This is a genomic window from Thalassobacterium maritimum (assembly GCF_031127805.1).
GTDB classification, from domain to species: Bacteria; Verrucomicrobiota; Verrucomicrobiia; order Opitutales; family Coraliomargaritaceae; genus Thalassobacterium; species Thalassobacterium maritimum.
Genome location: NZ_JARXHW010000033.1, coordinates 1 through 25,660, shown reverse-complemented (window position 1 = coordinate 25,660; position 25,660 = coordinate 1). Strand labels below are relative to the sequence as shown.

Here is a 25,660-nt window from a genome sequence, read left to right as displayed (position 1 = left end):
TATGGAACGGATTGCAATTGCATCGACAGGGCTAGGGCACGTCTCACGTGGCATTGAAACATGGGCGCTTGATACGGCGCAGGCTCTATATCATCGGGGAGTGAATGTGACTTTATTTGGCGCATTCGGTCAGAAGCTTCCCTTGGAGTGCGAGGGTGTACCTTGTCTCTCTGTCGACTGTTTACGGCGTGGAGATGAAACGAATTCAGCTTGGTTGAAACGCTTGCCTCGATTTATTTGGCGCTTGGGCATTACAGGTTCTTATGGACTCGAGCAATTCAGCTTTTGGTGGCGTTTGTGGCCTTTGTTGAGGGCAGGTAAATACACGATTCTACATGTGCAAGACCCCATGCTCGCGATGTGGTGCCACCGTTTTCGTAAGTTAGGGCTGGTTAAAACGAAAGAGATCTTGGCGCACGGCACTGAAGAGAGCGCAGAGTTCTTAAAGCCCTTTGAGTATTTACAGCATCTAGCACCATGGCATTTGGAGGAGACGGTGAAGCGCTTGGGCCTCTCCGAGAAGCCTCGGGGCTGGTGTGCTTTACCTAATTTTGTCGATGTCGATACCTTTTGCCCTGTGGCAGCGAATACGGGACGGCTACAACAGCGAGAAGACTTACGCGCTCAACTAGGCATTCCATCGGACAGTCCTGTATTCTTGTGTGTAGCGGCCGTGAAGGTCTTCCATAAGCGAATTGATTTTCTAATTAAAGAGTTTGCCGATTATGCTGCGAACGAGGCGACCGCTCACTTGATCATTGCCGGTGCACGTGACCGAGAAACGGATGCCTTACTTGAGCTGAGCGAATCCATCGGGCAGGGGCGCATTCACATTTTGCTAAATCAGGATCGAGCGGATATGCCAGTTTTATTGAATACCGCAGATTGTTTTGTCTTAGCATCGTTGTTCGAAATGATGCCGATTGCGATTCTTGAAGCATTGTCTGCTGGCTTGCCAGTCATTGCAAATACACATCCCGTGCTAGAGTGGATGGTCGGGCCTGGAGGGCGTTGTGTTGAGATTGAGCAAGCTGGTTCTTTGTCTGCGGCGCTTGCATCGATTGATACTGAGTGGATGCGGGCTAAAGGTGCGCTTGCTCGGGCGCATGCCTTGAGCCTTTATTCTACGGATGCCGTGATTGAAAGTTATTTGAACTATTATCGAGAGGTGGTGGACGTATGAGAGTTTCTGTAATCATTCCCGCTTACAATGCCAAGGCCACGATTGACGAGACTCTGGCATCTTTGGACTCACAGACCTTTCGAGACTTTGAGGTGATCGTGGTCGATGATGGTTCGAGTGATGGGACAGCTGAGTATGTTCGACAGAGGCATCCAGGCGTAAATGTGTTTTCACAGCAGAATGCGGGGCCGGCAGCGGCTCGGAATTATGGGGTCAGTCAATCGCGCGGTGAGTGGTTGGCCTTCTTGGATGCGGATGACGCATGGTTGCCTTGGCGATTGCAGCTTCAGCTTGAGCTGGCAAATGAGCATCCGGAGCTTGGAATGTTTTGTGGACGCACGACGGACTTAGTCACTCCGATCGAAGCACCCTCGGATGTGCAACAATATGCAGATGATTTTGTGCAGTTCTTGTCCCTTGCGGATTTCGCATTTTCGAATCCAGTCGCCACGACCGCGGTCTTGGTGCGCCGCCATATCTTTGCTGCCTGCAATGGTTTTGATACCAGCTTTCGTGGGCCCGAAGACTATGAGCTATGGATGCGAATTGCGGGGCATACGAAAATTGGGAAAATATCGTATCCAGTCAGTCGATACAGGGACGAAGTCGGTAGCTTGAGTCGCAATTTTGAAACATTTTTGCCTGAAGTGCTGCGTGTGCTAGATAAAGCCTATGCACCTACAGGCGTGTTGCATGGGCATGGCTCCAAACGCAGAGCGGTTGCGGTGCAATACATGGGTGCGTCATGGATGGCGAGTGAGTCCGGGAAGGCGTGCGCTGGTGTGTCGCTTTTGCTGCGTTCCTATTTGGCATGGCCCTGCCCCTTGCAGATACCGGGGAAGCGTCGGCACCTACGTACGGCACTTTTAGTTAAAGCCTTGAAAGGACTGTTTTAAGATGTATGTACGCTTAGAGCTTTGGTCAAATCGTCCGCACCTACAGCAATTGCTGACAGGCTTGCATCAACTGCATTGTCAAAAGGTGCTGCATCTGAAGCAGGTGTTTGTGCCACAGCCCCCGATTGAATATGCCGAATCGGCGGCGCATCTAGCAGATGCGCATATGGCGCATTGTCGCATAGTCATGGAGAATGGCCGCAAGTTGTATTTTGATATGCACGACAGCCACGAGATTCACTTGGGAGGCTTGGCGTGGTGTGATGTTTATTATAAACGCGGCTTCGTTGCGGAGCTCGCTTCCATTTCAAATAAAGTGCGCCCGTATGGACTCAATTATTTGGTCTATGATGATCAGGTGGACTGGCACTCCTTAAAGCGGCAGTTCCATTTTGAAGCTGAAAATTGGCAGCGTCATCTGTGTGGCTTGTTTGGCCTAGACCGTGTGATGGGGGATCGCTTTATTCTGCCGCGAGTTTCCCAATGTGAGCAAGCGCCTAGGCTGGGTGCTTATCAAACGATTCTTTTTCAGACACGTGTCTGGGATCCCGCCGATGCGCCATCAGCAGAGAAGGCAGCAGAGTGGGAGCAAATCAATCAGTTTCGAGTGGATTGCGTCACTGCCTTAAAGTCGCAGTTTCCTCAGCTCTTTCGAGGTGGCATTGCGCCTTCTGAATTTGCTCAATCGTATTGCGCTCGAGACTTGCTGTGTGATGCTCGATCTGCACAGAAAGCAGGCTACTTTAACTTGTTGCGTGAGCCATCGATTGCCGTGAGTACGGGAGGCTTGCATCAATCCAACGGTTGGAAAGTACCCGAGTATTTAGCTTTTTCTAAACCAATCATTGCTGAGCCGCCAGCGCACGCGATCCCTGTAGCGCTTGAGGAATCAAAGAACTGTTTTTATTTTGAATCGGTCGAAGCATTGTTACAGTGCGCAGATCGCTTGTTGAGTGATACTGAGCTTGCCGATCAAATGGCGCTGGCCAATTGGGATTATTATCGACATTTCGTTAGATCAGACGCGATGGTGCGAAGGTTGTTAGAGTTTTAACTTCAGAACTCGCAAGAAATATGCTATTTTCAAAGAAATATCAGTTTATCTTTTTCTGTAACCCAAAAACAGGGACGACCAGCACGGAGGCGGCTTTGAAGCAGTTGGATGATGTGCAACTAGATCATTACAGCATGCCCTGTCTCTTTCCCGAGCGGCATATTCCTCCAACGATCGCCAGGGCATTTTTTACCCAAGCTGAGTGGGATGCTGCATTTAAGTTTGTGTTTGTGCGCCATCCTTATGATTGGGTGGTATCACAATATAGATGGAATTTTCCGCCACCTCTTTTTTATTTAAAGAAGTTTTATTGGGTGCCAGGTCGATGGCGTGATACGATTCGTGAGTATATGACCTATCGTCAATGGATTCATAAGCAGGTAATTGATGCCGAGACGGTTGATTTTTTGTATGATTTTCTAAAGCGCTTTCGCTGTCTACCTAATCGTGAGAGCCTGTTTCAATATTCGTATACGACGAATCTGGAAGGTGAGAATATAGTCGATTATATCGGGCGTTTTGAGTCTTTTGATGAGAGTATCGCTGAGATTCAAAAGAGGCTGGGTATTGAACTGAACATTCCGCATATCAATGTGAGTAAACGTAGCTCAGCTAAGGACGCGTTGACTTCGGATGCTCGTCAACGCATCCAAGAGCTCTGGCGTGAAGATTTTGAACGCCTAGGCTATAGCATGGACGCGATCGATTAAATACGACTGATGGCAGACTCATCGACAGCCTTACTCTTCTTTACGAATGAGAAAAATATGGTGCCCTTTTCGGATTTGGGCGATGCGCCGACATCGGGCACTGTTTACAGTTTAGTCGTCCTTGCTACGGCCTTAGTAAAGCGGGGGGCTCGGGTATGTATCGCGTGTTGTTTGCCGGAGCGTATGGAAGCGGATGGGGTGTTTTATGAGCCCTGTGACAGTGAGGCTCGTTTGATCGAGTTAGCGCGGGCTCAGTATTACGACCGTGTGATTGTGGTTGGGCATGCTGTGAATGCCTTGTCGGAGGCTGCCCAGGGAATTGAGCGTTGTGACTATTGGCTCCATAATTGGACCGCTTTTCCTGACTTGATAGAGCAGGTGACTCGTTTTGGCTTTCAGCAAGTCTTTTGCGTGAGCCCTTATCATTTAGGCTATTATCTGGTGCATAGCTTGCGTCATCCTAGTTTGTGGCGACGCCTTGCTTATGTGAATAACCCAGTGGACGCGCGCTTCTTTTGTTTGCGGGACGCCGTTGAATCGGCCGAAGCGGAGGAAATTCACGTCGCCTTTATTGGTTATCCCTCGCGGGGGAAAGGTTTTGATCGTGTTGTTGAAATGATGGAGGCATTGAGTCGACTGACTCCGAGGCCTTGTGTATTGCATGTCTTTGGTGATGCGAAGCTCTATGATGAAGCGGATGATTCTCAGCTAGACATTCCAGTTTATCATCCTGTGGTTTTGCATGGCAGTGTTTCGCGTAAGCAGTTGTATCCACTTTTGAGCTCCTGTAATTTCGCCGTATCTGGTCTTTCTGGATCCGAAACCTTTTGCCTTTCTTTGTTGGAGGCGGCTGCTTGCGGGGTGGTGCCTGTCACGATCAATTCGGGCGGGCAGGTGTCTTTCTTAAATGCGAAGAATTCAATTATTGCCGAGCGTGTGCTTGATTTACCCGCTCGTATTTTAGCGTGTTTTGAAGATAAGCAGACCTATGCGGCACGTTCGAAAGTGGCGACTTCTATTTATTCGGACTTTGAGCCCACTGTGTTGGCGGAGCAGTGGTTGCGCTGTGTGGATGGGCGAGGCGCTTCTGGTTTTGGTGCCTTAAAGCGGCTGCGTGTCTTTATTTGCTTCGTTGCTTCGCGTTTACGGCGTGCGTTATGGATGATCGTTAAGTAAGTTCGATCTGAATTTAATATTATGAAACTCAAAGCTCTATTGAAGAAGGTCTATTTTTACAGTCTGCCAAATAATGCCTTGGTGCGTACTGTTTTCGGTGTCTTAGATCGAGGAATTGAAGCTTTTCGTTTTGTTTGGGAGTGGTTTGTTAAAACTTTTTGGGTCGAACCGCGTTTTCGCTCCCGTTATCAGGCGGGCAAATCTTTATGGATTGAGAACTCGCCCTATATCTCAGGTTTGGGTGAGATTTTTTTAGGGGAAGGGGTGCGCATTTCGGGTAAAATTGGAATCGCCTTCATGCCGGTTGAAGGAAATGAGCCCAAGCTGTGTATCGGCGCGAATACTTTTGTGGGAGTGAATTGTGCGTTCAGCTCAGCCGAATCAATCGTGGTGGGCGAGAATTGTTTGCTCGCGGCTGAAACGGTGATTCGTGACAATGATGGGCATCCGCTGGATGCGGTGCGCCGACGCGAAAATGTCAGATTGAATTCGGATGAAGTTAAAGCGGTGACAATAGGCGATGACGTCTGGATCGGGAACCGTGCTATGATTCTAAAAGGAGTGAACATCGGTGATCGCGCGATTGTTGCATCCTGCGCGGTGGTGACTAAAGATGTGGCGGCGGATACGATTGTCGCGGGCAATCCCGCACGCGTAGTGCGTGAATTACCACGCTCAGCGAAGGGGGCTGGATGAAGCGCGTTGCGCATTTGGTGATCAACCTCCATCATGGTGGTGCGGAGCAACTTGTGGTGCGCTGGGTGCGGGCGCGATTGGCTGCTCTTGGACATGATTCTACCTATGTTGTCACGCTCGATGAGCTAGGAGACTTGGCGCCGCAGTTGCCGGAGGCGAATCTCTTTTGTTTGGATGCTAAGCGCCATCGTAAGCCTTGGGATCGAGCCGCGGTTCGCGACTTGCGTCAATTTTTGCAGGCAAAGCAGATCGATGTCGTGCATTCGCATAATCTGGCGGCGCAACAATACGGCGTCTTGGGCACTGTGCGATCTGCTGTCGCTCTTGTCCAGACCCAGCATGGAGCCAATACGCATGTTCTAGGCATGGGCAATCGCTTGCGCAGCGCTGCTTTGTCGCGTCTGACGGATGCAGTGGTCGCGGTGTCTGCGGGCACGCGCGATTCGATGGTGTCTCAGCAATTTATCCCCGCGCAGAAGATTCGTTTAATTCCCAATGGAGTGGCTGCGTATTCGCAGGTGGATGAGCTGGAGGTGGCTAGGATGCGTGCCCAATACGGCTTGGATGATTGTTTTGTATTTGGCTCCGTAGGACGTTTGGCGGCAGTGAAGGGCTGGGCGCGTTTCTTACCTGAGTTTGCCGCCTTTGCCTCGCAGGTGCATGCGGTGGCGGGAGGCCAGCCTGCGAAGCTTCTACTGGTGGGCGATGGGCCGGAGCGAGCAGCGATCGAGCAGCAAGCCAAGTCGCTGGGGATTGCAGATTTGGTGGTCTTGGCTGGTTTTCAAACGGATCCACAGCCTTGGTTGGCATTAATGGATGTCTTTCTATTACCTTCATTGAGTGAGGGCTTGTCGGTTGCCTTATTGGAGGCCTTGGAGGGCGGGCTCTATGGCTGTGTCACGGATGTCGGAGACTGCGGGACTGTGGTGCGCGAAGTAGGGCATGGTTCTGTGCTGGCTGTCGAGACTCGTGCTTGGTCGCAGCAATTGCTGGAAATATACCAAGCCCGCCCTAAGCGCCGCGTAGCGGCGCTGTCATCCAGTTTTGCGGGGCGTATTTATTCGCAAAGTCATTGTCTTGAATGCTACGAGGACTTGTATACATCGGTGGCGATCAACCCTTAACGAAGTTATTTAATTGAAAAAAGTAATCTATCATTTCCGAACCAGAGGCACCGGTCCTGAGGGCGTGCATATTGCAGGCATTGCGGAAGGTTTTGAGGAGGCGGGTTACGAGGTGTCGTTTGTGAGCCCGACGGGGCGCGATCCGCGTCAGTTCCGTGGCAGTAATCCTTTTAAGCAAAGTCGAGAGAGCCTAGTGCAGCGCCTGAGTCGCTATGCGCCGCAAGTCGTTTTCGAGTGCGGTGAGATCGCCTATAATCGTTCGGCGATTCAACAGATGCAGGCGGCCATGCAGGACTGTGATTGGATTTACGAGCGCTATGCGTTCTTTTGCCATGCTGCGCAAAGCGTTGCGGAGCGATTTAACAAGCCCTACGCGCTGGAGGTGAACGAATTGGCGGGCGATGAGCGTGTGCGCAAGCAAGTGCTGACGAAGCGCTGCCGCGAGAATGAACGTCGTATTTTACTGGGGGCGAAAGCCGTCTTTCCGGTCAGTCAGTATTTGGCCGATCGGATTGCTGAGATCGGTGTCATGCCTGAGCGGATACACGTGGTGCCCAATGGTGTGGATGCGCAGCAGTTTTTCGGGCGTGAGCTGGAGCCACGTGAGCACTTGCGTGCGCGCTACGGTCTGCAAGCAGGTGATCGGGCCTATGGCTTTGTCGGCTGGTTTGTGCCTTGGCACGAGTTGGATCGATTGCTGAGTGCTTTCGCGCAGTCTTTTGCGGGCCAGTTGGATCGGAAGTTGGTGCTGGCGGGCGATGGCCCCTTACGCGAGGCCTTGCTGGAGCAGGCGCAGGCACTCGGGATTCAGCAACAATTGTTGCTACCGGGCGCGATTGATTATGCCGATATTCCGGCCTTTTTGTCTGCTTTGGATGTGGGAATTGTGCCGGCAGTGAACGCCTTTCGCTCGCCGATCAAACTCTTTGAATACATGGGGGCAGGTCTGCCGATTGTGGCGAGTCGTGTCGAAGCCGTGCAGTCTGTTTTGCCGGATATGCAATCAGCCTTTCTTTTTGATCAAACAGAGATCGCCGACCTGGTGCGGGCTTTGCAAGCGGTGGATGCCTGCGATGCTGAAGTGGTTGGGCGGGAGAATCGGGCGCTGTGTCAGCAGCAATATACTTATCAGAAGCATGCACAGACCATATGTCAGGTGATGGAAGCTCGCTAGAACTTTGAAATACTATTACTGATGTCTATTAAAGAAGATTTAAAAGCAAAGGCACGTTGGCTGTATCAAAGCGATACGGCTGCCGCATTGCTCAAGGTGTGTCTGACTGATGGGACTCTTGCGCTGCTTTGCTACCGTGGCATGCAGTGGTCGCAGCGGGCCAAATTGACGCCTCTGACGATGATCTTTAACAAACTGAACGTTTGGTTTGGTCAATGCATCATCGGGCGTGGGGCGGAGTTTGGAGAGCGATTGGTTTTAATTCATAGTCAGGGGATTGTGATCAATGGCGAAGTGCGTGGCGGTGATGACATCATGATTGAGCATCAAGTGACGATTGGAGCCGAAGGGCGCCAAGCACCCCAACTCGGGAGTCGTGTCTTTATCGGGGCAGGGGCCAAAATTATCGGTGCCGTGAAGGTCGGGGACGACGTGAAGATCGGCGCGAACGCGGTGGTGACTAAAGATTTGCCCAATGGCGCGACTGCAGTTGGGGTACCCGCAAAAGTCATTAAGATCTACGGTGACCCTGTCGCGAAATAGAGGGCGTATTCAAGTATTGTATGGAAGTCGAACTGACAGAAGAAACGACGCAGGTGAGCGTGATTATTCCTTGCTTCAACGAAGAGGCGACGATCGAGCGCACGCTGAACGCCTTGCTGCAGCAGACTTTTGCGGCGTCTTTGATGGAGGTCTTTATCATTGATGGACTGTCGACCGATACGACGCGAGAGGTGATCGCAAACTGGTCGCAGCAGCACCCCGAGTTGCAGCTACAAGTGCTGGATAACCCTGCGCGTAAGATCCCACATGCTTTGAACCTAGGCATTGCGGCTGCCACGGCGCCCATTATTTTACGTATGGATGCGCATGCGATCCCCGCGAAGGATTATGTGGCGCGCTGTGTGGCACATATCCAAGCGGGGCGTGCGGATAATGTGGGCGGGCAGTGGGAGGTGCAATCCTCGGTGGAGACTGTTGCTGGACGAGCGATTGCGATTGCGGCGGGGCACCCACTCGGCTCGGGCGGTGCGAGTTATCGCTCCGGTGGCGAGGCGGCCGAAGTGGATACAGTGCCTTACGGATGCTTTCGAGCGGAGACACTCCGCCGTGTGGGAGCCTATGACGAGAGCTTGCTGGCGAACGAAGACTACGAGCTCAACGTAAGGATTCGCCAGAGTGGGGGCGTCGTGTATTTTGACCCGGAGATTCGTTGTGTTTACTTCTCACGTCCGACCTATGCTAGATTGTGGCAGCAATACAATAATTACGGTTATTGGAAGGCGCGCATGGCGCGACGCTATCCGTCGACCTTACGCGTGCGTCAGCTGATGCCGCCCGTTTTGGTGCTGGTTTTCGCCTTGTCGCTCTACGCCTCCTTGATGGCAGGCGTGTTTTTGCATCCATTGGGCTTCTTACTGTTGCCATGCATCTTACTTGGCTATGCAGCGGCTCTATGCATGGGGATGCAATTGCGCGGCCCGCGGGTGCCAGTTGAGCTGCAGCTGGGTGTGCTGCGGGCGATTGTCTGTATGCATTTAGCTTGGGGCAGCGGTTTCTTGAAGGGCTGTTTATTTGCGCCGAGGTACTCTAGCTCCGTTTAGCATGTCTTTTTTCTTCATCTGTATTTACCTGTTTTTCCTGATCATTCGGCCGCAGGATTGGGCATTACCGATGCTGGAGGTCTTTCGACCAGTCTTGCTGACACAGGCGCTCGCGATTGGATTTTGTGCTTTGGAGGTAATGGGCAAGACGCTAAAGATGCCGGACAAACGGAACCCTTGGTGGATCTTGATGGGGGGCTTGTTTTTCTCGGTGGCGATGTCGCACTTGGCCAATACCTACCTGTCTGGCTTTGTATCGTCTGTCACTGATTTTGGTAAGATATTTATTACCTTTGTGGTCTTGTGGATTAACTTAAATACTGTGAAACGATTGGAGCTTTTCACCCTATTTTTGGTTTTGATGTGCTGTTTTATCTCTGTGAATTGTATCCTTCAAATTCAAACCGGCACTGGATTTGGAGGGTCGGAACCATTGATTCGCCCCATTCCTGGTTCAGATGAATTTGTGTATCAGGCTCACTATTTTGGTATATTCAGTGATCCCAATGATACGGCACAATTGCTGACCTTAGCTCTGCCGCTCACAGTATTCGTGTTGATTCGCTACAGTAATTTTCTGCTGCGGATCGCAGCCATGATTGTTTTGATTACGATTGTGTGGGCGATCTTTACAACTGAGTCGCGCGGTGGCTTTTTATCTTTGGTGGTGACGGCTGGTGTTGCTTTCCGGAAAATGATGTCGGTCAAGCAGTTTGCCTTTTGTTGTTTTTGTGGTGTTTTCCTGATCACGATATTTTTGCCGTCTCGTTTCTCGGGTGGTTTGATGGACGACTCGATGCGAGAGCGCGTGAACTTTTGGGGAGAGGCGAATTACGCCTTCATTCATAAGCCTGTGTTCGGAGTCGGCTATGGTATGATTACGGATTATATTCCTAAAAATCGATCGGTGCATAATTCGTATGTTCATGCATATTCTGAACTTGGGACTTTTGGGTATATCTTTTGGTTTAGCTGCCTTGCCTTTGCATTTATCTCCTTGTGGCAGATGGCGGAGCTCAAGACTGAAAGCACAGAGGATCGGCATCTCAGCTTGTGGTTGAAGTGTTTGGTGCCAGGCTTGGCTGGGATGTACCTATCAGGCTATTTCCTCTCTCGAACCTACCAGTTGCCGTTTTTTGTGATCTTCGCCATGTGTGCGGCATGTTACACTTTGGTCGCGCGGCAGACTGGTGTGCGGCCACTGAACGATTACTGTTTGATTGGGGAGCGTAAGTGGTGGATCTGGCCGTGCTTGAGTGTTACCTCGATGGTTTTTATTTATTTGAGTATTCGAGTGATGAACTCGATGGGCTAAGATGCGTATCCTATTAGTCAGTAATCTGTATCCACATAGCAAAGAGCCCATGCGTGCTCTTTATAATCAGCGGCATTTTCAGGCTTTGCGAAGCTTGGGACATGAAGTGGAAGTAATTGCACCGTTGCCTTGGTTTCCTGGCAAGCGGGACATGCCTCCGCGTATGGAAACGATGGATGGCATCACGGTTTGGCACCCGCGGCACTGGTATACGCCTGGTTTTGCAATTCACCAGCATTGGCGCTTTTATCAGGCTGCAGTTACAGGACTGCTGCGGCAGCGTATTGCCGCTTCGGAGGAGCCAGTGCATGTGGTGCTAGGTTTTGTGTATCCCGATGCGGTGGCGATGGCACCTGTCTGTGAGGCACTGGGAGTGCCGTATTCGGTGCTTGTTTTAGGCTCAGACTTTCGTGTGAGAATGCGACAAAGTAAATTTAAGCCGCTGGTTGAACGCTGCTTACTGACTGCGCCACATGTATTTTGCCCTGGAAGCCAATTGCGGCGCGATATGCTGGATGCGGGGCTTCCCGCGGAGCGCGTACATGCATTTAATAATGGTGTGGAGCGCGAACTATTTGCTTATAAAGCAGCTGCTTCGGAGGACTCGGCAAATGAAATTTTGTTTGTGGGCAACTTAGTCGATGTGAAAGCGCCCGCTCGTTTGTTACAGGCTTTTGCAGCCGCTGCGCCTGAACTCGGCGCGGGCTGGCGCTTAAGCATGATCGGTGCGGGACCTTTAGCTGGGGAGCTGGAGCGACTAGCGGGGCAACTGGGCATCGCGGACCGAATCGATTGGTGGGGGCGTCAAGCTCCCAGTTTTGTAGCCGAGCGCATGCGTCTAGCTACGGCGCTCTGCTTGTGTAGTCGCTCTGAGGGCATGCCCAACGTGGTGATTGAGGCTTTGGCATGTGGTTGCCCTGTGGTGGCCACTGCGGTGGGGGAAGTGCCGCATCTAGTTGAGTTGGGTAGCAATGGTTTTGTGGTGGATGTTAATTCCACTGAAGAGACGGAGATCGTGGCAGGACTTGCTCATTCATTACGGCAGTTAAAGCAGACTAGATTTGACCGCGCGGAGATTGCTGCAAAAATGTCTGGATTCACTTGGGAGGCAGCCGCTCAGGTTTTGGCCGATGTGATGACGCAAGATGCATCGAAGCTGACTATGGAGGAATTTAAATAGATATGAAAGCAATTGATAAGTGGCTCATCCCTTATGTGCGCTCAGTTTTTAGGCGCCGACGGGAACTGAGTTCGCAGCCTGTGCATATAATGTTCGCGCTCTGTGATCATTATGAACCACTGTCTCCGGCTGCTTCGCAGACGGAAGCTATCGGTGATCAGCGGGTGGCACGTTGGTTGCAGGAGTGGCCTCGACTTGCAGCCGAGTTTCGCGATGCGGATGGCCGCCAGCCCTGTCACTCGATCTTTTATCCAGCCGAAGCGCCGGAAGGGGCGACGCGTTATGTGCCACAATTATTGCCATTATTAGAGCAGGGCAGCGCGGAAATGGAAGTGCACTTGCACCATCGTGACGATACGGAGGCGGGCCTGCGAGCTCAGCTGATCGAGTTTCGGGATTATTTGCATCGCGAGTTTGGAATCTTGGGAAAGGATCGTAATGGGCTACCGAAGTATGGCTTCATCCATGGTAATTGGGCCTTATGTAATTCGCGTCCCGATGGGGATTGGTGTGGGGTGAACAATGAGCTCGATATTTTGCGTGAGACGGGCTGTTACGCGGATTTTACTTTTCCGTCGGTGCCTTCGTCCACTCAGCCTCGTAACTTTTGTAATGATTTATATTGGGCCAAAGATCGAGGAGGAGCGCCGCGATCGCATGATTTCGGTCGTCGCTTAGAAGTGGGCCTTGCTCCTGACGATAACGAGCTCCTGTTGGTTCAAGGGCCGGTTGGTCTGAACTGGCATAGCCGCAAGTTTGGCTTAATTCCACGGATCGAAAATGCAGATATTTCTGGCGGCAATATACCCACGCCTGAGCGTGTTGACCTTTGGATTCGGCAACAAGTGCATGTGCTTGGGCGAGAAAATTGGATTTTTATTAAAATGCACACTCATGGATGCGTGGAGCGCAATGCAGAAGTTTTATTGGGGGAGCGCATGCGAGCGATGTATCGGCATCTGCTGCAGCGCTACAACGACGGGCGTGACTTTATTGTGCATTTTGTGAGTGCACGGGAATTAAGTAACATTGCGCGCGCCGCCGTCGCAGGCGAGGTGGGGCCTCCGGGGCAATACCGAGACTGGCATGTGGGCCGCCCCGAAATCCGCCGAGATTGATTACTACCAGCGGGGCGGATCCTTGGGCGGGGGCCGAGTATCTCGGGCGCATGTGTCTGCTAGCGCACGCGGATGGGGGTCCTTAATTCGTCTGACTTGAAGCTGGCATCGAGCAGTTTTTGGATTTCGGCTCCACGGCGGAAATCAGGCTGGTCTTGCACGCCCGTGCGGATGCTCTTGATAAAACGTTGTTGGAGGTGCGGCGTGTCTTTGACTTGAACGCTTTTCCAGGTGTCGGTTTCGATATCGGCGCCCTTGCAAATGGTATAGGCCGTTTCGCTGAGTGCTGAGTCGAAAGACACACTGCCTGCTGTGCCGGAAATTTTCAGAAAAAGTCGATTGAGGTGGCCGGTCATCCAGCGAGTGGTCTGGATGCTGCCGAGCGCGCCGTTGGCAAATTCTACTGTGATGACGGCAGTGTCGTTTGCATCGAGTTTGTATTTACCGATACGGTTGCGAGGGGCTTTTTTGAAAGTTTTGAGCTGGCAATAGATTTCCTTAATTTTGCCGGCAGGGTAGGTAGCAAAATCTAATATGTGGACGCCGACATCGCCCAATACGCCCTTGCTTCCATGCGCACTATCGAGGCGCCAGAGCCAGTTGGGGCTGGTGCGCCAGTCGCCCCATTGTTTACTGACCAGCCAGGATTGGTGATAGCTAGCTTCGATATGACGAATTTCTCCGATTTTGCCCGTTTGTACGATGTGGGCAATCTTTTGTAGCGGGGCCCAATTACGATAAGTGAAGTGGACCATGTTGATCACTCCTGCTTTGTCAGCGGCGTCGGCCATGGCTTTGGCGTCGGGATAGTTCAGCGCGAGTGGTTTTTCGCAGAGCACATGCTTGCCGGCGGCCAGGCATTCCAGCGCAATGGCTTTGTGGAATGGGTCGGGGGTGACGATGGAGACGGCGTCGATTTCAGATTTAGCGAGTAGTTCTGCAGTGGTTGTGTAGGTCTCGGTGATGCTGTGCTCAGCAGCGAAGGCTGCGAGGCGTTTCGGATCCGTATCAACGCCTGCGACCAGTTTACAGTCAGCTACTTGAGCGAAGTTGCGCGCGTGGAAGAGTGCCATGCCGCCAGTGCCGATAATGGCGACGCGAATGGGGGAAGTCTTTTTCTTGGGCATTAGAATGGAGCGTTGAGAATTTTATTTGTGTCCGATGGTGGGACGATTGTCCGCTTCGGGGTCCTCTGGCAGGGGTTCCAGTGCAGGGCTGTTGGGGCAATTGTCGGGAATGCAAACACTTGGTCTGGCCCAGCGCACGGCGTTAGTGATGATTTTTTGTACCTCCGCTTGATGGTAGGTGGGGTAGGTTTCGTGCCCCGGGCGGAAGTAGAAAATCTTACCGTGGCCACGTGTCCAAGTGGCACCACTGCGAAAGACTTCGCCGCCGGTAAACCATGAGATTAAGAGTTGCTCATCGGGCTGAGGAATTCCAAAGGGTTCACCATACATTTCTTCTTGTGGAATTTCGAAGTAATCGCCGATGCCCTGTAAGATTGGATGTGAGGGCATGGTGTTCCACAAGCGTTCTTTATCGGTGGACTCACGCCATTTCAGGGAGCAGGTGGTGCCGAGGAGTGCTTTGAATATTTTAGCGTAGTGACCCGAGTGGAGTACGATTAAGCCCATGCCTTCCAATACGCGGGTTTTAACCTTTTCCACAATTGCATCGGATACTTCACCATGTGCCATGTGGCCCCACCAGATCAGTACGTCAGTGTGGCTTAATACCTCTCCGCCGAGTCCGTGTTCCGGCTCATCTAGCGTGGCGGTGCGCAGCTCATAGTCGGCCTCTTTCCCGAGAAAGTTTGCGATCGTCGTATGCATGCCTTCGGGGTAGATGCTCGCGACTTTGGGATTCGACTTTTCATGGCGAAATTCATTCCAGACAGTGACTTGGATTTTTGTGTTCATAGGACTCGCTTGTGTGTGGGGGGCGCGTGGTTATTTTGTAAGAGATCGGTTGTGATTGATCTATGGAATTACAGTTATGAAATTGGATAAACCGAGATTAAAGAATCGCACAGATCTGTGAATTATAGTACAAAACCCGCATGGCCGTATTCTCGGAAGATAGAGTTAAGGAAGACTTTTCGCAGCTGATTCGCTTGCATTTGAAACGATTGCGAGCTGGCCGGGTTCGTGTCCATTTACCGGAGCGTTGTCAGTTACATACGCGGCAAGAGAATGCGTTTTTTCATCCCGAGCCAGAGTTCTTTATACAGACTGGCGGAGCGACTGATTTTGTATGTCCTGGGGCGAGTTTTCGTTTAAACAATGGCGATATGTGCGTGATACCGCGTGGGTTACCCCATGCGGAAACACCGATTGACTTAAAAAGACCGTACCGTGTCTTGGTGGTGGGGCAGAGCTTTATCCTGGAGGGGCGTGCGGACCCACAGCGACGTATTTTAAGTGAGCCCTCTTTGCTGTGGGAGAAACGTGTGCGAGCTTTTGAGTGGATGCGCTATTTAGATGACCTTGCGGAACATCATAGTTTACCTGAACCTGACCGAGTGGATTTTGTTCGTTCTCTGGTGGATGCTTTTTTACTGGGTGTGCTATATGAGCTCGGACGAGCGCCAGACGCGGGGCGAGTGATTGAGCCGCCACTTGTGGTGGAGGCTCGCAAGTATGTACGTATTCATTTAAATGAGACAAGTTTGAGCGTGCGTGAGATTGCGGATGCGCTGGCTTGCACGCCCGATCATTTGTCGCGGCAGTTTCATCAAGTTGTCGGTCTCAAATTGATGGCATGGATCGCGCAAGAGCGTATCGCACTGGCGAAGAATCTATTAAAGGAGACGCGGCATAATGTCGCCGAGGTCGGGTGGGCTTCCGGTTTTAATGAACCATCGTATTTTATCCGTGTTTTTAAGCGCTATACCGGACTGACTCCACGCGGGTACCGCATGAGCCTGTTCTCGAAGTGACTGCTACTCCGCCTGACTCTTCTGCACGCTTACATCACGCAGATAGCGGAAGTATTCGGAGTCAGTTCCAAGTATCAAGGTAGAGCTGGGGCCAACTGTCTTGGGATAACTTTCCAAGGTACGTAGGAAGGCGTAAAACTCTGGGTCGGCTCCGAAGGCTTCACTATAGATGCGTGAGGCTTCGGCATCGGCTTGGCCACGTATGACCTCGGCTTGGCGGTTCGCTTCAGATTGTATTTCCGCCAGCGAGCGTTTGGTGTCGCCGTCGATTTCGGCCGCCCGGCCTTGTCCTTCAGAGCGGAATTGCTCTGCGATGCGTTGCCGTTCGGCGATCATACGGTCGAAGACACGCTGTTCGACTGCTTCGACATAGTCGATGCGTTTGATGCGTATGTCGACCAGTTCGATGCCCAATTCCGGCATTTGGCTGGCGGCTTGATCGAAGATGGATTTGACTAGTTCCTGCCGGCCGGTTTGGACCTCTTGGAGTAGGATTTCTTCATCGTCTTCGCCGCTGAGTTGCACGCGTGCGAGGTCAGCTTCACTGATTTTCCAATCTTTGGAGCGCACAATTTCAACGAGGTCGGTGGAAGAGATTTTATCTCGAACGACCGAGTCCAAAATATCATTGAGGCGCATGGTGGCACCGCGTTCGTTTTGCACGCGCTGCATGAAGATTAGTGGATCGGCAATGCGCCATCGAGCGGTGGTGTCCACTGAGATGAATTGCTCGCCACGCGTTGGGATTTGGTTGGGATCGCCATCCCATGAGAGCACTCGTTTGTCAAAGCGACGCACCTCTTGAATAAAAGGTGTTTTGAAGTGCAGACCTGGTGTGGTCACAGGCTCGCCGACGGGAGCGCCGAGTTGCACGATGACGGCTTGTTCGGCTTCGTCTAAAATATAGATCGAAGCGCGTAGGCCGATGACTATTGCGATTAGCAAAATGAGCCCGGCGATAAATGGTATTTGTTTATTATTCATGACTAGCGATTGGCGGGCAGTGACATCCGGGCATCACCTAAGTTTAACAGTGGCAGAGGGGCGGTTTGATTTTCGTCCATGATGAAAATTTTGCCGGCTTGGGGCAGCACATCATCAATCATTTCAAGATACATGCGTTGTCGGGTGACGTCGGGTGCGTCGCGATAGGCCTGATACACGGCGGTGAAGCGTTCGGCTTCACCCTTCGCGTCATTCACGCGTTTAGCAGCATAGCCTTGTGCTTCGGCGATGACTTGGCGTGCTTCGCCTTCCGCGCGTGGCACCACTTGGTTGCGGCGTTTTTCGGCTTCGTTGATGAAGCGTTCGCGTTCTTGCTCGGCTTGATTCACTTCATTGAAAGCCGGTTTTACCGGGCCAGGAGGTGTGACATCTTGCAACTCAATGGTGCTGATTTGGATGCCCAGATCGAAGTAATCCATTGCTTTTTGGAGTTCGATGCGGGAGGTGTTGGCCACATGGACCCGCTTCTCTGTGAGCACGTCGCTACCGAGGCTGTTCCCCACAATACGGCGCATGACCGATTCGGAGACATCCCGCAGGGTGACTTCTGGCGCGCGCACGCGGTGTAGAAATTTATCCGGATCACTGACTCGGTATTGGACCACCCATTCTACATCGATGACTTTTAAGTCGCCGGTCAACATTAGCGATTCGTCGCGGTGTGCTTGATCTTTACGGTAGCTAGTGCGCCCGTCGATGCCTTGAGTGCGAAAACCGAACTCTTGTTTGAGCACGCGGGCGGTGGGCACCATTTGCGCCGTGTCGATGCCGAAGGGGAGTTTGAAGTGGAGCCCTGGTTGTTTGAGTGCGACCACTCGACCAAAGCGTTTGACGACCGCCTCTTCCTCGGGCTGCACTATGTAGTAACTCGACAAGGCACCCAGGGCAACGATGAACAGGAGTGGGACGATCAAGAAGAGCTTTCTATAACGCCGCAAGGCATCCCAGTCTATATCATCCAGAGGGTTTCTTTGCATCGGAGGAGGGGTGTTTCTATTCATATAATAATTTGTTAACTGCGCTCGGGTGCACGGCGTTTGCTGGATTCCAGTTTTTGAAAAGCGGCGCGGTAATCATCTATTTTAGCTGGCTTGCTGATGTAGTCATCCATGCCGCTGGCGAGGCAGGCAAGGCGATCTTTCTCTGAGGCGTTGGCTGTCAGTGCAATGATGGGCAGTGGCGTATCGTGTTGGCTGCCTGGGATTTTACCTTCAGCCTCTAGCTTGCGAATGTTCTGGGTGGCTACATATCCATCCATGATCGGCATCTGGCAATCGAGAAATACGATATCGTAATAATGCTGAGTGACCTGCTCGATCGCTTCGACCCCATTGTTTGCGGTAGTAACTTCGTTACCCAAGCGGCGTAAGACTGTTTGAGCTAGCCTGCGGTTGACTGCGTTGTCGTCGACCACCAAGACGCGTCGCTTCAGTGCGTTCTCGTCTTTACCTTTGATTGGATTGCTCGCGAAGGGTGGTTTGGTAGTTCCACTTTTTGTCTGTAGAGATGCTGTGAAGGGAATGTTGCAGTGCATGATTGTGCCTTTGCCGACGACGCTCTCGACCTTGATTTCGCCGTTCATTAAATTGATGATACGTTTACAGATCGCAAGTCCTAGGCCGCTGCCACCATATTGACGTGTGGTAGAGCTGTCCACTTGCGAGAATCGTTGAAATAGTTTTTTGACTTTGTCTTGTGGAATGCCAATGCCGCTGTCTGTGACCGTGATGGCGGCGACTCCATCGTTCGGGGTGCCTCGCCAGTCTGCGGAGATGATGACACTGCCTGTTTTGGTAAATTTGAGCGAGTTGCCGACGAGATTTGTGATGACCTGTTTGAGTCGAGTTGGATCGCCGATGACTTTTGCGGGGAGTGTATCGTTGGTCTTTAGGTCTAGAAGTAGTCCTTTTTGAGCGGCGATCGGCTCCAAACCGGTGGCGACTTCTTCGAGTGCTTTGTGAATCGAGAAAGGAATGCTTTCCAATTCAAATTTACCAGCCTCAATCTTTGAAAAATCGAGAATGTCATTGATTAGGCTGAGTAAGGAGTTTCCTGAGGATTGAATGTAGGTCGCCCAAAGGCGCTGGTCGGCATTGAGTTGACTCGCGCAGAGTAGCTCTGCAAAGCCGACTACGCTATTCATCGGAGTGCGTATTTCGTGACTCATTGTGGCGAGAAATTCGCTTTTAGCCTGGTTTGCCGCATCTGCGATATAGTGTGCATGTTTTGCCTCGGACTCAGCTTTTTGACGTTCTTTAACTTCGTTTTGTAGTTGATCATTGGCTGCGTTTAATTCTTGTGTGCGTTCTTCAACGATCTTTTGAGCTCTAAGGTTGGTCGATTGTAGGTTTGCGACAATAACGACTAATAAACAGGTTCCGAGGGCTAGGCTTGCAGCTGCGATTGTAGCAGATGCGGTTTCTTGTTGCTGGAAACTGGTGCCTCGATTCCAACCAAAGCTGAAGGTTTGGTTGGCTAATCTTAAGGTGCTTATGTGAGAGTAGTCAGTGCTTGTATGGCTTGCCTTGGCTCCAGTTGTACTATAAACGAAGCTGCTGGAGCTAATCATTGCGTTATCGTAAATGCTGAAGCGGATTTGATCTTCACGATTGCCTAGGACGCCCTCTAAAAAGACTTCTGTGATAAAAGGAGCATAGCTCCAGCCGATGAAGGATTGGCGGCGTTCTTCAATTGTGTTTGTCTCTGCTCCTGGACGATACATGGGGTAAAAGACCAGAAAACCAGGGCGCGACTTGCCGTCTTGCACTAGGATAATACGATCCGTCATGGCAGCTTCTCCGCTGTCTCTAGCTTGTTGGCCCGCTGTTTGTCGGTTAATTTCGGAAGCGACATCGAGTCCGAGAGCTTGGTGATTTATTTTGAGTGGCTCAATGTAGGTGATGATGTAGTGCTCGTAACCCAATACACCTACAGGCGGACGCTCTACCTTGGGCACTTCTTTGATCTTGAAATCAGAGAATCCACTGGCTCGCTTACGAGCTACGAAGTTCTCAATCTCAGTATCATTGAAGGGCTGGATGAAGCCAATTCCATTGATGCCTGGATAGCGTTCGACGATTTTCAAATGCTTGACGAAGGAGCGCCATTCCTCTGGTCGAAGCTCCTCTGAGTTGATATAGATGCCTGCACCTGCGATTAAAGTGTTCACGTAGGTATCGAGTCTAGCTGTGACTGCAGTTTCGATATCGTGGATGAGTCTAGTGAAGTTTTCTTCGTCAACCTTAGTGGAGGCATTTTGCAATATTACGTATACGATCCCGCTGGTCGCCCAGCCGGCGATTAATAATGTAGAGGAGACCGTGAAGCGACCTCTTTTATATAACGATGCTACCGTTAATGAGGTGACCGATAAGGCGACTAAAAAGGCAACTAGAGAGAGTAGCTCATTGTTGGATGAGGCGAAGGGGTTTGTTGTTGGCTGGGTAATGATTGTGATCACAACAAAGCTTGCAAAGCTGAGTGTGCTTAGGGCGCAGCCCTCTTTGCCGAATAAACTGCATGCTGGTATGAGTAGTGCAAAGGCGAGGAAATAATATGCAGAGCTTGGTTGAGCAAAAAATAAGAAAAAATAAACTAAGAGAGTTAGAGTACTGAGGCATGCTAATTTTATGAACCACTGGATCGATAATTTCGGTATTGTGAATGACAATATAGCTGGAACGATGATCAATATCCCGATGGCATCACCAGCGAGCCAAGTTAGTGCTAGATGCCAAAAGTTTAGCGGCTCGGCATATGTATTCAAATGCATGATGCTCAGGCTGCCAATTGTGGCTGCGACCATGGGTGCAAAAAGGGATGTGCCTAGGATCCAAATTGGAATCGAGTATGGGCCTAATTGCGCTCCTAGTGAGCGAATCCGTCCGAGGAACCAGCAGGCAACGGCGGCTTCGCCTGTACTTCCAATTGCGATGACAAAGGCACTCAATAGTGTGATATCATTGCCAGAGTTCGCGGCAAATGCTCCAGCTAGAATGCCTGGGATAAGACGGTAGCCGCCTAGGAAAATCGCTGCTGCAGCGAAGCCACTCGGGGGCCATACGGGGGATATATTGCCCTCAATCGCCGCTAGTTGAAAGCCTACGCTGGAGGATGCCCATCCGATGAGCATCATCAATAGGTTGAAAAGAAGTGGGTGAGTCTGTACTTTCTCGGCTAGTGGCGGAGAAGTGGGGATGCGTCCAATCACGGTAGCTGTGTGTTCTTCGAAGGTGGGTTGTTAGTTAACAGATAGGATCATGGCGGTATAATTGAATCTTCCGAGGTCAAAAAACGATCAATTGATCTTATGTTGGTTCGTTTTTGCGGACGGGGCTGCGCAATCGCAGAATTATCTGTATCCGAGGGCTGGACTCTGGCCAGAGGCCTCGCATATTGCAGCGCGTGTCCCCGTCTAACCATACTATTTTAGCTCATTTAAAGCAGGAGTCGGAAGCCTTGGGCTTTCACTCGCTGGGGGTGACTGCCGTTCCTTTAGAACTGAGACGTGAATACTATACGCAATGGATCGCGGATGGAAAACACGGATCCATGTCTTGGATGGAGCGCAATAATGATCGGCGCCTGCACCCGGATCGCCTGATTCCAGAGCGCGAGGCGAAGTCGATTGTCTCTTTGGCGCTCAATTACTACCAGCCAGAGCCGGAACGTGGCTACCGAGTGGCGAAGTATGCGCTGGGCGACGATTATCACAACTTTATGCTGCGCCGTTTGAAGCGGTTGTGTCGTATCCTACGTGAGGAGTATGGCGGCGAGCAACGGCCCTATGTGGACACCGGGCCTTTATTAGAAAAGCCGATTGCGGAGTCCGCAGGCTTAGGCTGGCAGGGGAAAAGCACGATTTTGATCGAGCCCAAGCGGGGCACTTGGAATTTTCTCGCAAATATCGTCACTACGCTGGAGCTGCCGACTGGAGAAAAGCTGAAGGATCGATGTGGCACTTGCACACGTTGCCTCGACGCCTGCCCGACACAAGCGATCACAGCTCCTTATCAGTTGGATGCGTCCAAATGTATTTCTTATCTCACGATCGAGCATCAGGGGGCCATCCCGCTGCAGTACCGTGAAGCCATCGGCGATCGGCTTTATGGCTGCGATGAGTGCCTTGATGTTTGTCCCTGGAACAAGTGGGCGGTGCCGACGGTGGAGCCGAAGTTTGCAGCGCGCGAGCTGCCTAGCTTGGCCGAGATGTTGGCTTGGGATGAGGCGACCTTTTCGGAGCGGATGCAGGGCTCGCCTTTGCGCCGGCTCAAACTGCATCGCTTCAAACGTAATATTTGCGTGGTGCTGGGAAATGTGGGGGGCGCTGCCGACTTGCCCGCACTTGAAGTGGTCGTCGGCGCGGGCGATTCAATGGTGGCTGAGCACGCGCAATGGGCAATTGAGCGAATTGAAATGCGCGAGACTGCTTGATGTTTACGCGTCACCGTTGTCGGCTAACTGCCCAGTTTCATCAGCACGATGCCGAATAATAGGCAGACGATGCAGAGCGCCTTGGGCTTAAAATTGAGTTCCTTGTGAATTAAAATGCCGCCTAGGAATGTGACGACGACGGCGCCCCGCCGGATGGGAGAGATGACGGCGATCAAGGCATCTTGCTGCGCGATGGCGGTAAAATATAGAAAATCCGCTAAGAGGAGTAGGAGTCCTATGAGCGGGATTGACCAGCGCCATTCAAAGCTGCCGCGTGGCCAGGCGCCACGCAGCCATAGTGCATAAAAGGGCGCCATGACCACGACCAGATAGATGGAGAACCAAGCTTGCACGGTGGCTGGTTCGATCTGTGCCGTTTGCAGGAGGAACTTATCGTAAATAGCGCTGCAGGCACCAATGAGCGTGGCGGCAATCATGTAAGCGACCCATTTGTCGCGGCTGAAGTGGATGCCCTCGAGTTTACCAACAAAGGAGAAAGCATAGAATGCTGCCAGCACGATAGCAATGCCCAGCCATTGTCTTGGGCTGGGACTTTCGCTCATCAGAAAGACGGCCAACAAAATGGTCCATAGGGGGCTGGTGGCCCGGATGGGAGCCGCAATCGAGAGCGGTAAGTTCTTGAGTGCGAAATAGCCAAATATCCAAGAGCCCGCGACGAGTGCTGACTTTAAAAATAAGAGCAGGTGCTCGTGCGCTGCCAGTGGTGTCACTAGGAATTGGGCCGAAGGGAAATTGAGCGGGGATAGGTGAGACCATAGCACGAAGGGGCTCCACACCAGCGCGCTGGTGACGATCCCAAAGAAGAGCACCGGCAGGACCGCGTTATCGCGCAGTGCGTGTTTTTTGGCTAGGTCATAGAGACCAAGTAGAAGAGCGGAGCAGATACTGAGGGCGATCCAAGACATCGGTGGTGTGGTGTTAACTGCTGGTTGGCGTTATGCCAATTTACCGGAATTTACCTAATTACCGGTTGAATTCACTCTTATAAGGTCAAAATACTCCTCTGTGCAATACGTGGTGGGTTTTTATTGCGCTCCTTGTGCGAATCGTAAACATCGCGTAATTACCACTGCTACTCTCTACTATGAAAGATACTTTTATTAGCTCCGAAGGCCGGATCGGCCGCTTCGTATTTATTGTGCGCGTCGTGCTGCTTGTCCTCTTAACTCTGGGGGTGACTAAGGTTGCTGTTGATTATTTTGATCATTGGCATCATGGCAATTATAGCCCTCTCGGACCATTTGTGGGCATCGTCATCGCGATGTTCTGCTTGTTCGCAGGGCTCATGCAGATGCTGAAGCGCCTGCGTGATATGGACAAGCCTGCTTATTGGACCTTGCTCATGCTGGTACCAGGACTGAATCTGCTGGTGCTGCTCTATGTGGCCACCGCTCCCTCGCAGTCCAAGTAGTCTCGTCCAGTAGCCCAGCCAGTGGTGTCCACTAGTCTAATTAGACTCGCTGGGCTCAATTAAATGCGTTTCGGGGCACTTCGACTGCAATATAGGCATTGACCGTAAAATGCCTTTGCCCTCTAATCGCCCGCTTTTTCCAGTGCGGCGTGTTTTATCGCCCACCTCATTCAACACACATACACACCGTGAAAACCGACGTTCAAGACATCAACGCAACTCGCAAAACTATCGCCGTGACAGTCACTTCCGAAGAAGTAACTGAGCTCGAGGCGAAACTTATTAAGGATTTTCAGCGTCAAGCCAAGATCCCAGGCTTCCGTCCTGGTAAAGCACCTGAAAACATGGTGCGCACACGCTTTGCTAAGGATATCAAGCAAGAGCTGAATCAGCGTGTCGTCTCTCAAGCACACCAAGAGGGTGTTGCGGGCGCTGATTTTGAAGTATTTACCATTGTCGAACTTGACGAGGGCGAAATTGCTGGCGGCCAAGACGCAGTGGTTACTTTCACCGTGGACGTTGTGCCTGAGTTCGATGTGCCTGCTTACGAAGGCCTGAAGGTGACCAACACGCCAACCGAAGCTACTGACGAAGATGTCACTAAGATGCTGGATCAAATTCTTAGCCAGCGTGCCGAATACAATGTAGCTGAAAAGGCTGCTGAAAAGGGCGACTACGTGCAATGTGGCTACGAAGGTAAGATCGGCGACGAGTTGGTTGCTGATCTGGTGCCTGAGGCACCTATGTTTGGCACACAAAAGACTACTTGGGAGGAAGCTGGCAACGAAGACGCACCTGGCGTCCGCGCTGTGGTGGATGGCCTCGTCGGTATGAAAGCGGGCGACAGCAAGGAAGTGACTATGGAGTTTCCTGAAGATTTCCAGCCTGAAGCACTCGCTGGTAAGACTGCGGTCTACACGATCGAAGCTAAGGAAGTGCGCGAGAAGGTCATGCCCGAAATGGACGAAGCTTTCTTCACTAGCCTACAAGTTAAGGACGAAGCTGAGTTGCGCACTAAGATCGCCGAAAACATCGAAAACCAGAAGAAGCAGCAGAACGCAAACTCGGAGCGTCAGCAAATCACTGAAGCCTTGCTTAAGGCGGTTGATTTCCCCATCCCGGAAAGCGGTGTTGAGAGCGAAACAGAAGCTGTTTTGCGTGACTTTATGCAGCGCAATATGCAACAAGGCGTCTCGGCTGAAGAATTTGAAAAGCACAAAGACTCACTGCACGAGGGTGCTAGCAAGGCTGCTCATGACCGCCTGAAGTCTCGCCTCATCCTTTCCAAGATCGCTGAAAAGGAAAAGATCAAGGTTGAGAATGAAGATTTCAGCCGCATGATCATGATGGAAGCACAGCAAACAGGACAAAACCCTGAAAAGCTGGTTAAAGAGCTTCAGAAGGATCAAAACCGCATCAATAAAATGCGCAGCGAGATTATTCTCGGTAAGGCGATGGATCTCTTGGCTGAGAAGGCTGAGCGTGAAACTGTCGAGGCCACAGAAGCCGCAGGCGAGTAATTGTAATCAGCTTTGTGTATCGGGTTTGCGTAGATCGTGTGAACCCAACGCTTACAGGAGCGAATCATTCAAAGTAGTGCAGTGTCGGGTCGACACTGCACT

23 protein-coding genes are annotated in these 25,660 nt (G+C 51.5%); 17 read left to right on the top strand and 6 right to left on the bottom strand.

Going from position 1 to position 25,660, the window contains the following annotated elements; all coding sequences use genetic code 11:
* Position 1: 1 nt before the first annotated feature.
* The 13 genes from QEH52_RS13520 to QEH52_RS13460 are packed head-to-tail and all read left to right on the top strand — an operon-like array spanning position 2 to position 13,230.
* Complete coding sequence (locus QEH52_RS13520; protein ID WP_308951156.1) at positions 2 to 1,183, top strand: glycosyltransferase family 4 protein; 1,182 nt, start codon at positions 2 to 4, stop codon at positions 1,181 to 1,183.
* Positions 1,180 to 2,079: a glycosyltransferase family 2 protein gene (locus QEH52_RS13515; RefSeq protein ID WP_308951155.1), complete on the top strand. Its 900-nt coding sequence runs from the start codon at positions 1,180 to 1,182 to the stop codon at positions 2,077 to 2,079. The genes QEH52_RS13520 and QEH52_RS13515 overlap by 4 nt, the downstream gene beginning before the upstream one ends.
* A gap of 1 nt (position 2,080) precedes the next feature.
* Positions 2,081 to 3,133 carry a glycosyltransferase gene (locus tag QEH52_RS13510; protein WP_308951154.1) on the top strand — a complete coding sequence of 351 codons (1,053 nt, stop codon included), beginning with the start codon at positions 2,081 to 2,083 and terminating at the stop codon, positions 3,131 to 3,133.
* 20 nt (positions 3,134 to 3,153) lie between these two features.
* On the top strand, positions 3,154 to 3,843 hold the full coding sequence (locus tag QEH52_RS13505; protein WP_308951153.1) for a sulfotransferase family 2 domain-containing protein: 690 nt from the start codon (positions 3,154 to 3,156) through the stop codon (positions 3,841 to 3,843).
* Positions 3,844 to 3,852: 9 nt separating this feature from the next.
* Complete coding sequence (locus QEH52_RS13500; protein ID WP_308951152.1) at positions 3,853 to 5,019, top strand: glycosyltransferase; 1,167 nt, start codon at positions 3,853 to 3,855, stop codon at positions 5,017 to 5,019.
* Between the two features lie 21 nt (positions 5,020 to 5,040).
* On the top strand, positions 5,041 to 5,715 hold the full coding sequence (locus tag QEH52_RS13495) for an acyltransferase (protein WP_308951151.1): 675 nt from the start codon (positions 5,041 to 5,043) through the stop codon (positions 5,713 to 5,715).
* Complete coding sequence (locus tag QEH52_RS13490; protein ID WP_308951150.1) at positions 5,712 to 6,839, top strand: glycosyltransferase; 1,128 nt, start codon at positions 5,712 to 5,714, stop codon at positions 6,837 to 6,839. Before QEH52_RS13495 ends, QEH52_RS13490 begins: the two co-directional genes overlap by 4 nt.
* Before the next feature lie 13 nt (positions 6,840 to 6,852).
* Positions 6,853 to 8,013, top strand: a complete 1,161-nt coding sequence (locus QEH52_RS13485) for a glycosyltransferase family 4 protein (RefSeq protein WP_308951149.1) — start codon at positions 6,853 to 6,855, stop codon at positions 8,011 to 8,013.
* A 21-nt stretch (positions 8,014 to 8,034) separates the two neighbouring features.
* Complete coding sequence (locus QEH52_RS13480) at positions 8,035 to 8,556, top strand: serine O-acetyltransferase (protein ID WP_308951148.1); 522 nt, start codon at positions 8,035 to 8,037, stop codon at positions 8,554 to 8,556.
* Positions 8,557 to 8,576: 20 nt separating this feature from the next.
* Positions 8,577 to 9,617, top strand: a complete 1,041-nt coding sequence (locus tag QEH52_RS13475; protein ID WP_308951147.1) for a glycosyltransferase family 2 protein — start codon at positions 8,577 to 8,579, stop codon at positions 9,615 to 9,617.
* Between the two features lies 1 nt (position 9,618).
* A complete protein-coding gene (locus QEH52_RS13470; RefSeq protein ID WP_308951146.1) occupies positions 9,619 to 10,932 on the top strand; it encodes an O-antigen ligase family protein in 1,314 nt (437 codons plus the stop codon).
* A 1-nt stretch (position 10,933) separates the two neighbouring features.
* Positions 10,934 to 12,112: a glycosyltransferase gene (locus tag QEH52_RS13465; protein WP_308951145.1), complete on the top strand. Its 1,179-nt coding sequence runs from the start codon at positions 10,934 to 10,936 to the stop codon at positions 12,110 to 12,112.
* 2 nt (positions 12,113 to 12,114) lie between these two features.
* Complete coding sequence (locus QEH52_RS13460; protein ID WP_308951142.1) at positions 12,115 to 13,230, top strand: hypothetical protein; 1,116 nt, start codon at positions 12,115 to 12,117, stop codon at positions 13,228 to 13,230.
* 59 nt (positions 13,231 to 13,289) lie between these two features.
* On the opposite strand, the gene QEH52_RS13455 is transcribed toward QEH52_RS13460, so the two are convergent.
* Positions 13,290 to 14,357: a Gfo/Idh/MocA family protein gene (locus QEH52_RS13455; protein WP_308951141.1), complete on the bottom strand. Its 1,068-nt coding sequence runs from the start codon at positions 14,355 to 14,357 to the stop codon at positions 13,290 to 13,292.
* A 21-nt stretch (positions 14,358 to 14,378) separates the two neighbouring features.
* Complete coding sequence (locus tag QEH52_RS13450; RefSeq protein WP_308951140.1) at positions 14,379 to 15,149, bottom strand: ThuA domain-containing protein; 771 nt, start codon at positions 15,147 to 15,149, stop codon at positions 14,379 to 14,381.
* Between the two features lie 140 nt (positions 15,150 to 15,289).
* Between QEH52_RS13450 and QEH52_RS13445 the strand changes: the two genes are divergently transcribed.
* The gene (locus QEH52_RS13445; protein ID WP_308951139.1) at positions 15,290 to 16,168 is read left to right on the top strand and encodes a helix-turn-helix transcriptional regulator; all 879 of its coding nucleotides are present in this window, start codon (positions 15,290 to 15,292) and stop codon (positions 16,166 to 16,168) included.
* 3 nt (positions 16,169 to 16,171) lie between these two features.
* Here the strand turns inward: QEH52_RS13445 and hflC are convergent, their stop codons facing one another.
* From hflC to QEH52_RS13430, 3 genes are read right to left on the bottom strand one after another with little or no spacing between them, the layout of a single operon-like run.
* Entirely contained in the window at positions 16,172 to 17,152 is a 981-nt protein-coding gene (hflC, locus tag QEH52_RS13440) for a protease modulator HflC (protein ID WP_308951138.1), read from the bottom strand.
* A 2-nt stretch (positions 17,153 to 17,154) separates the two neighbouring features.
* On the bottom strand, positions 17,155 to 18,174 hold the full coding sequence (gene hflK, locus QEH52_RS13435) for an FtsH protease activity modulator HflK (protein WP_308951137.1): 1,020 nt from the start codon (positions 18,172 to 18,174) through the stop codon (positions 17,155 to 17,157).
* An 11-nt stretch (positions 18,175 to 18,185) separates the two neighbouring features.
* Complete coding sequence (locus QEH52_RS13430) at positions 18,186 to 21,308, bottom strand: CHASE domain-containing protein (protein ID WP_308951136.1); 3,123 nt, start codon at positions 21,306 to 21,308, stop codon at positions 18,186 to 18,188.
* 269 nt (positions 21,309 to 21,577) lie between these two features.
* Here QEH52_RS13430 and queG point away from each other — a divergent pair, with 269 nt between their 5' ends.
* Positions 21,578 to 22,606 (top strand): tRNA epoxyqueuosine(34) reductase QueG, encoded by a 1,029-nt coding sequence (queG, locus tag QEH52_RS13425; protein WP_308951134.1) that lies wholly within the window; start codon positions 21,578 to 21,580, stop codon positions 22,604 to 22,606.
* Between the two features lie 23 nt (positions 22,607 to 22,629).
* Here the strand turns inward: queG and QEH52_RS13420 are convergent, their stop codons facing one another.
* The gene (locus tag QEH52_RS13420; protein ID WP_308951133.1) at positions 22,630 to 23,532 is read right to left on the bottom strand and encodes an EamA family transporter; all 903 of its coding nucleotides are present in this window, start codon (positions 23,530 to 23,532) and stop codon (positions 22,630 to 22,632) included.
* Between the two features lie 179 nt (positions 23,533 to 23,711).
* Here QEH52_RS13420 and QEH52_RS13415 point away from each other — a divergent pair, with 179 nt between their 5' ends.
* The gene (locus QEH52_RS13415) at positions 23,712 to 24,038 is read left to right on the top strand and encodes a DUF805 domain-containing protein (RefSeq protein WP_308951131.1); all 327 of its coding nucleotides are present in this window, start codon (positions 23,712 to 23,714) and stop codon (positions 24,036 to 24,038) included.
* Between the two features lie 188 nt (positions 24,039 to 24,226).
* Positions 24,227 to 25,558, top strand: coding sequence for a trigger factor (gene tig / locus QEH52_RS13410; RefSeq protein ID WP_308951128.1), 1,332 nt, complete (start codon positions 24,227 to 24,229; stop codon positions 25,556 to 25,558).
* The last annotated feature ends 102 nt before the right edge of the window (positions 25,559 to 25,660 follow it).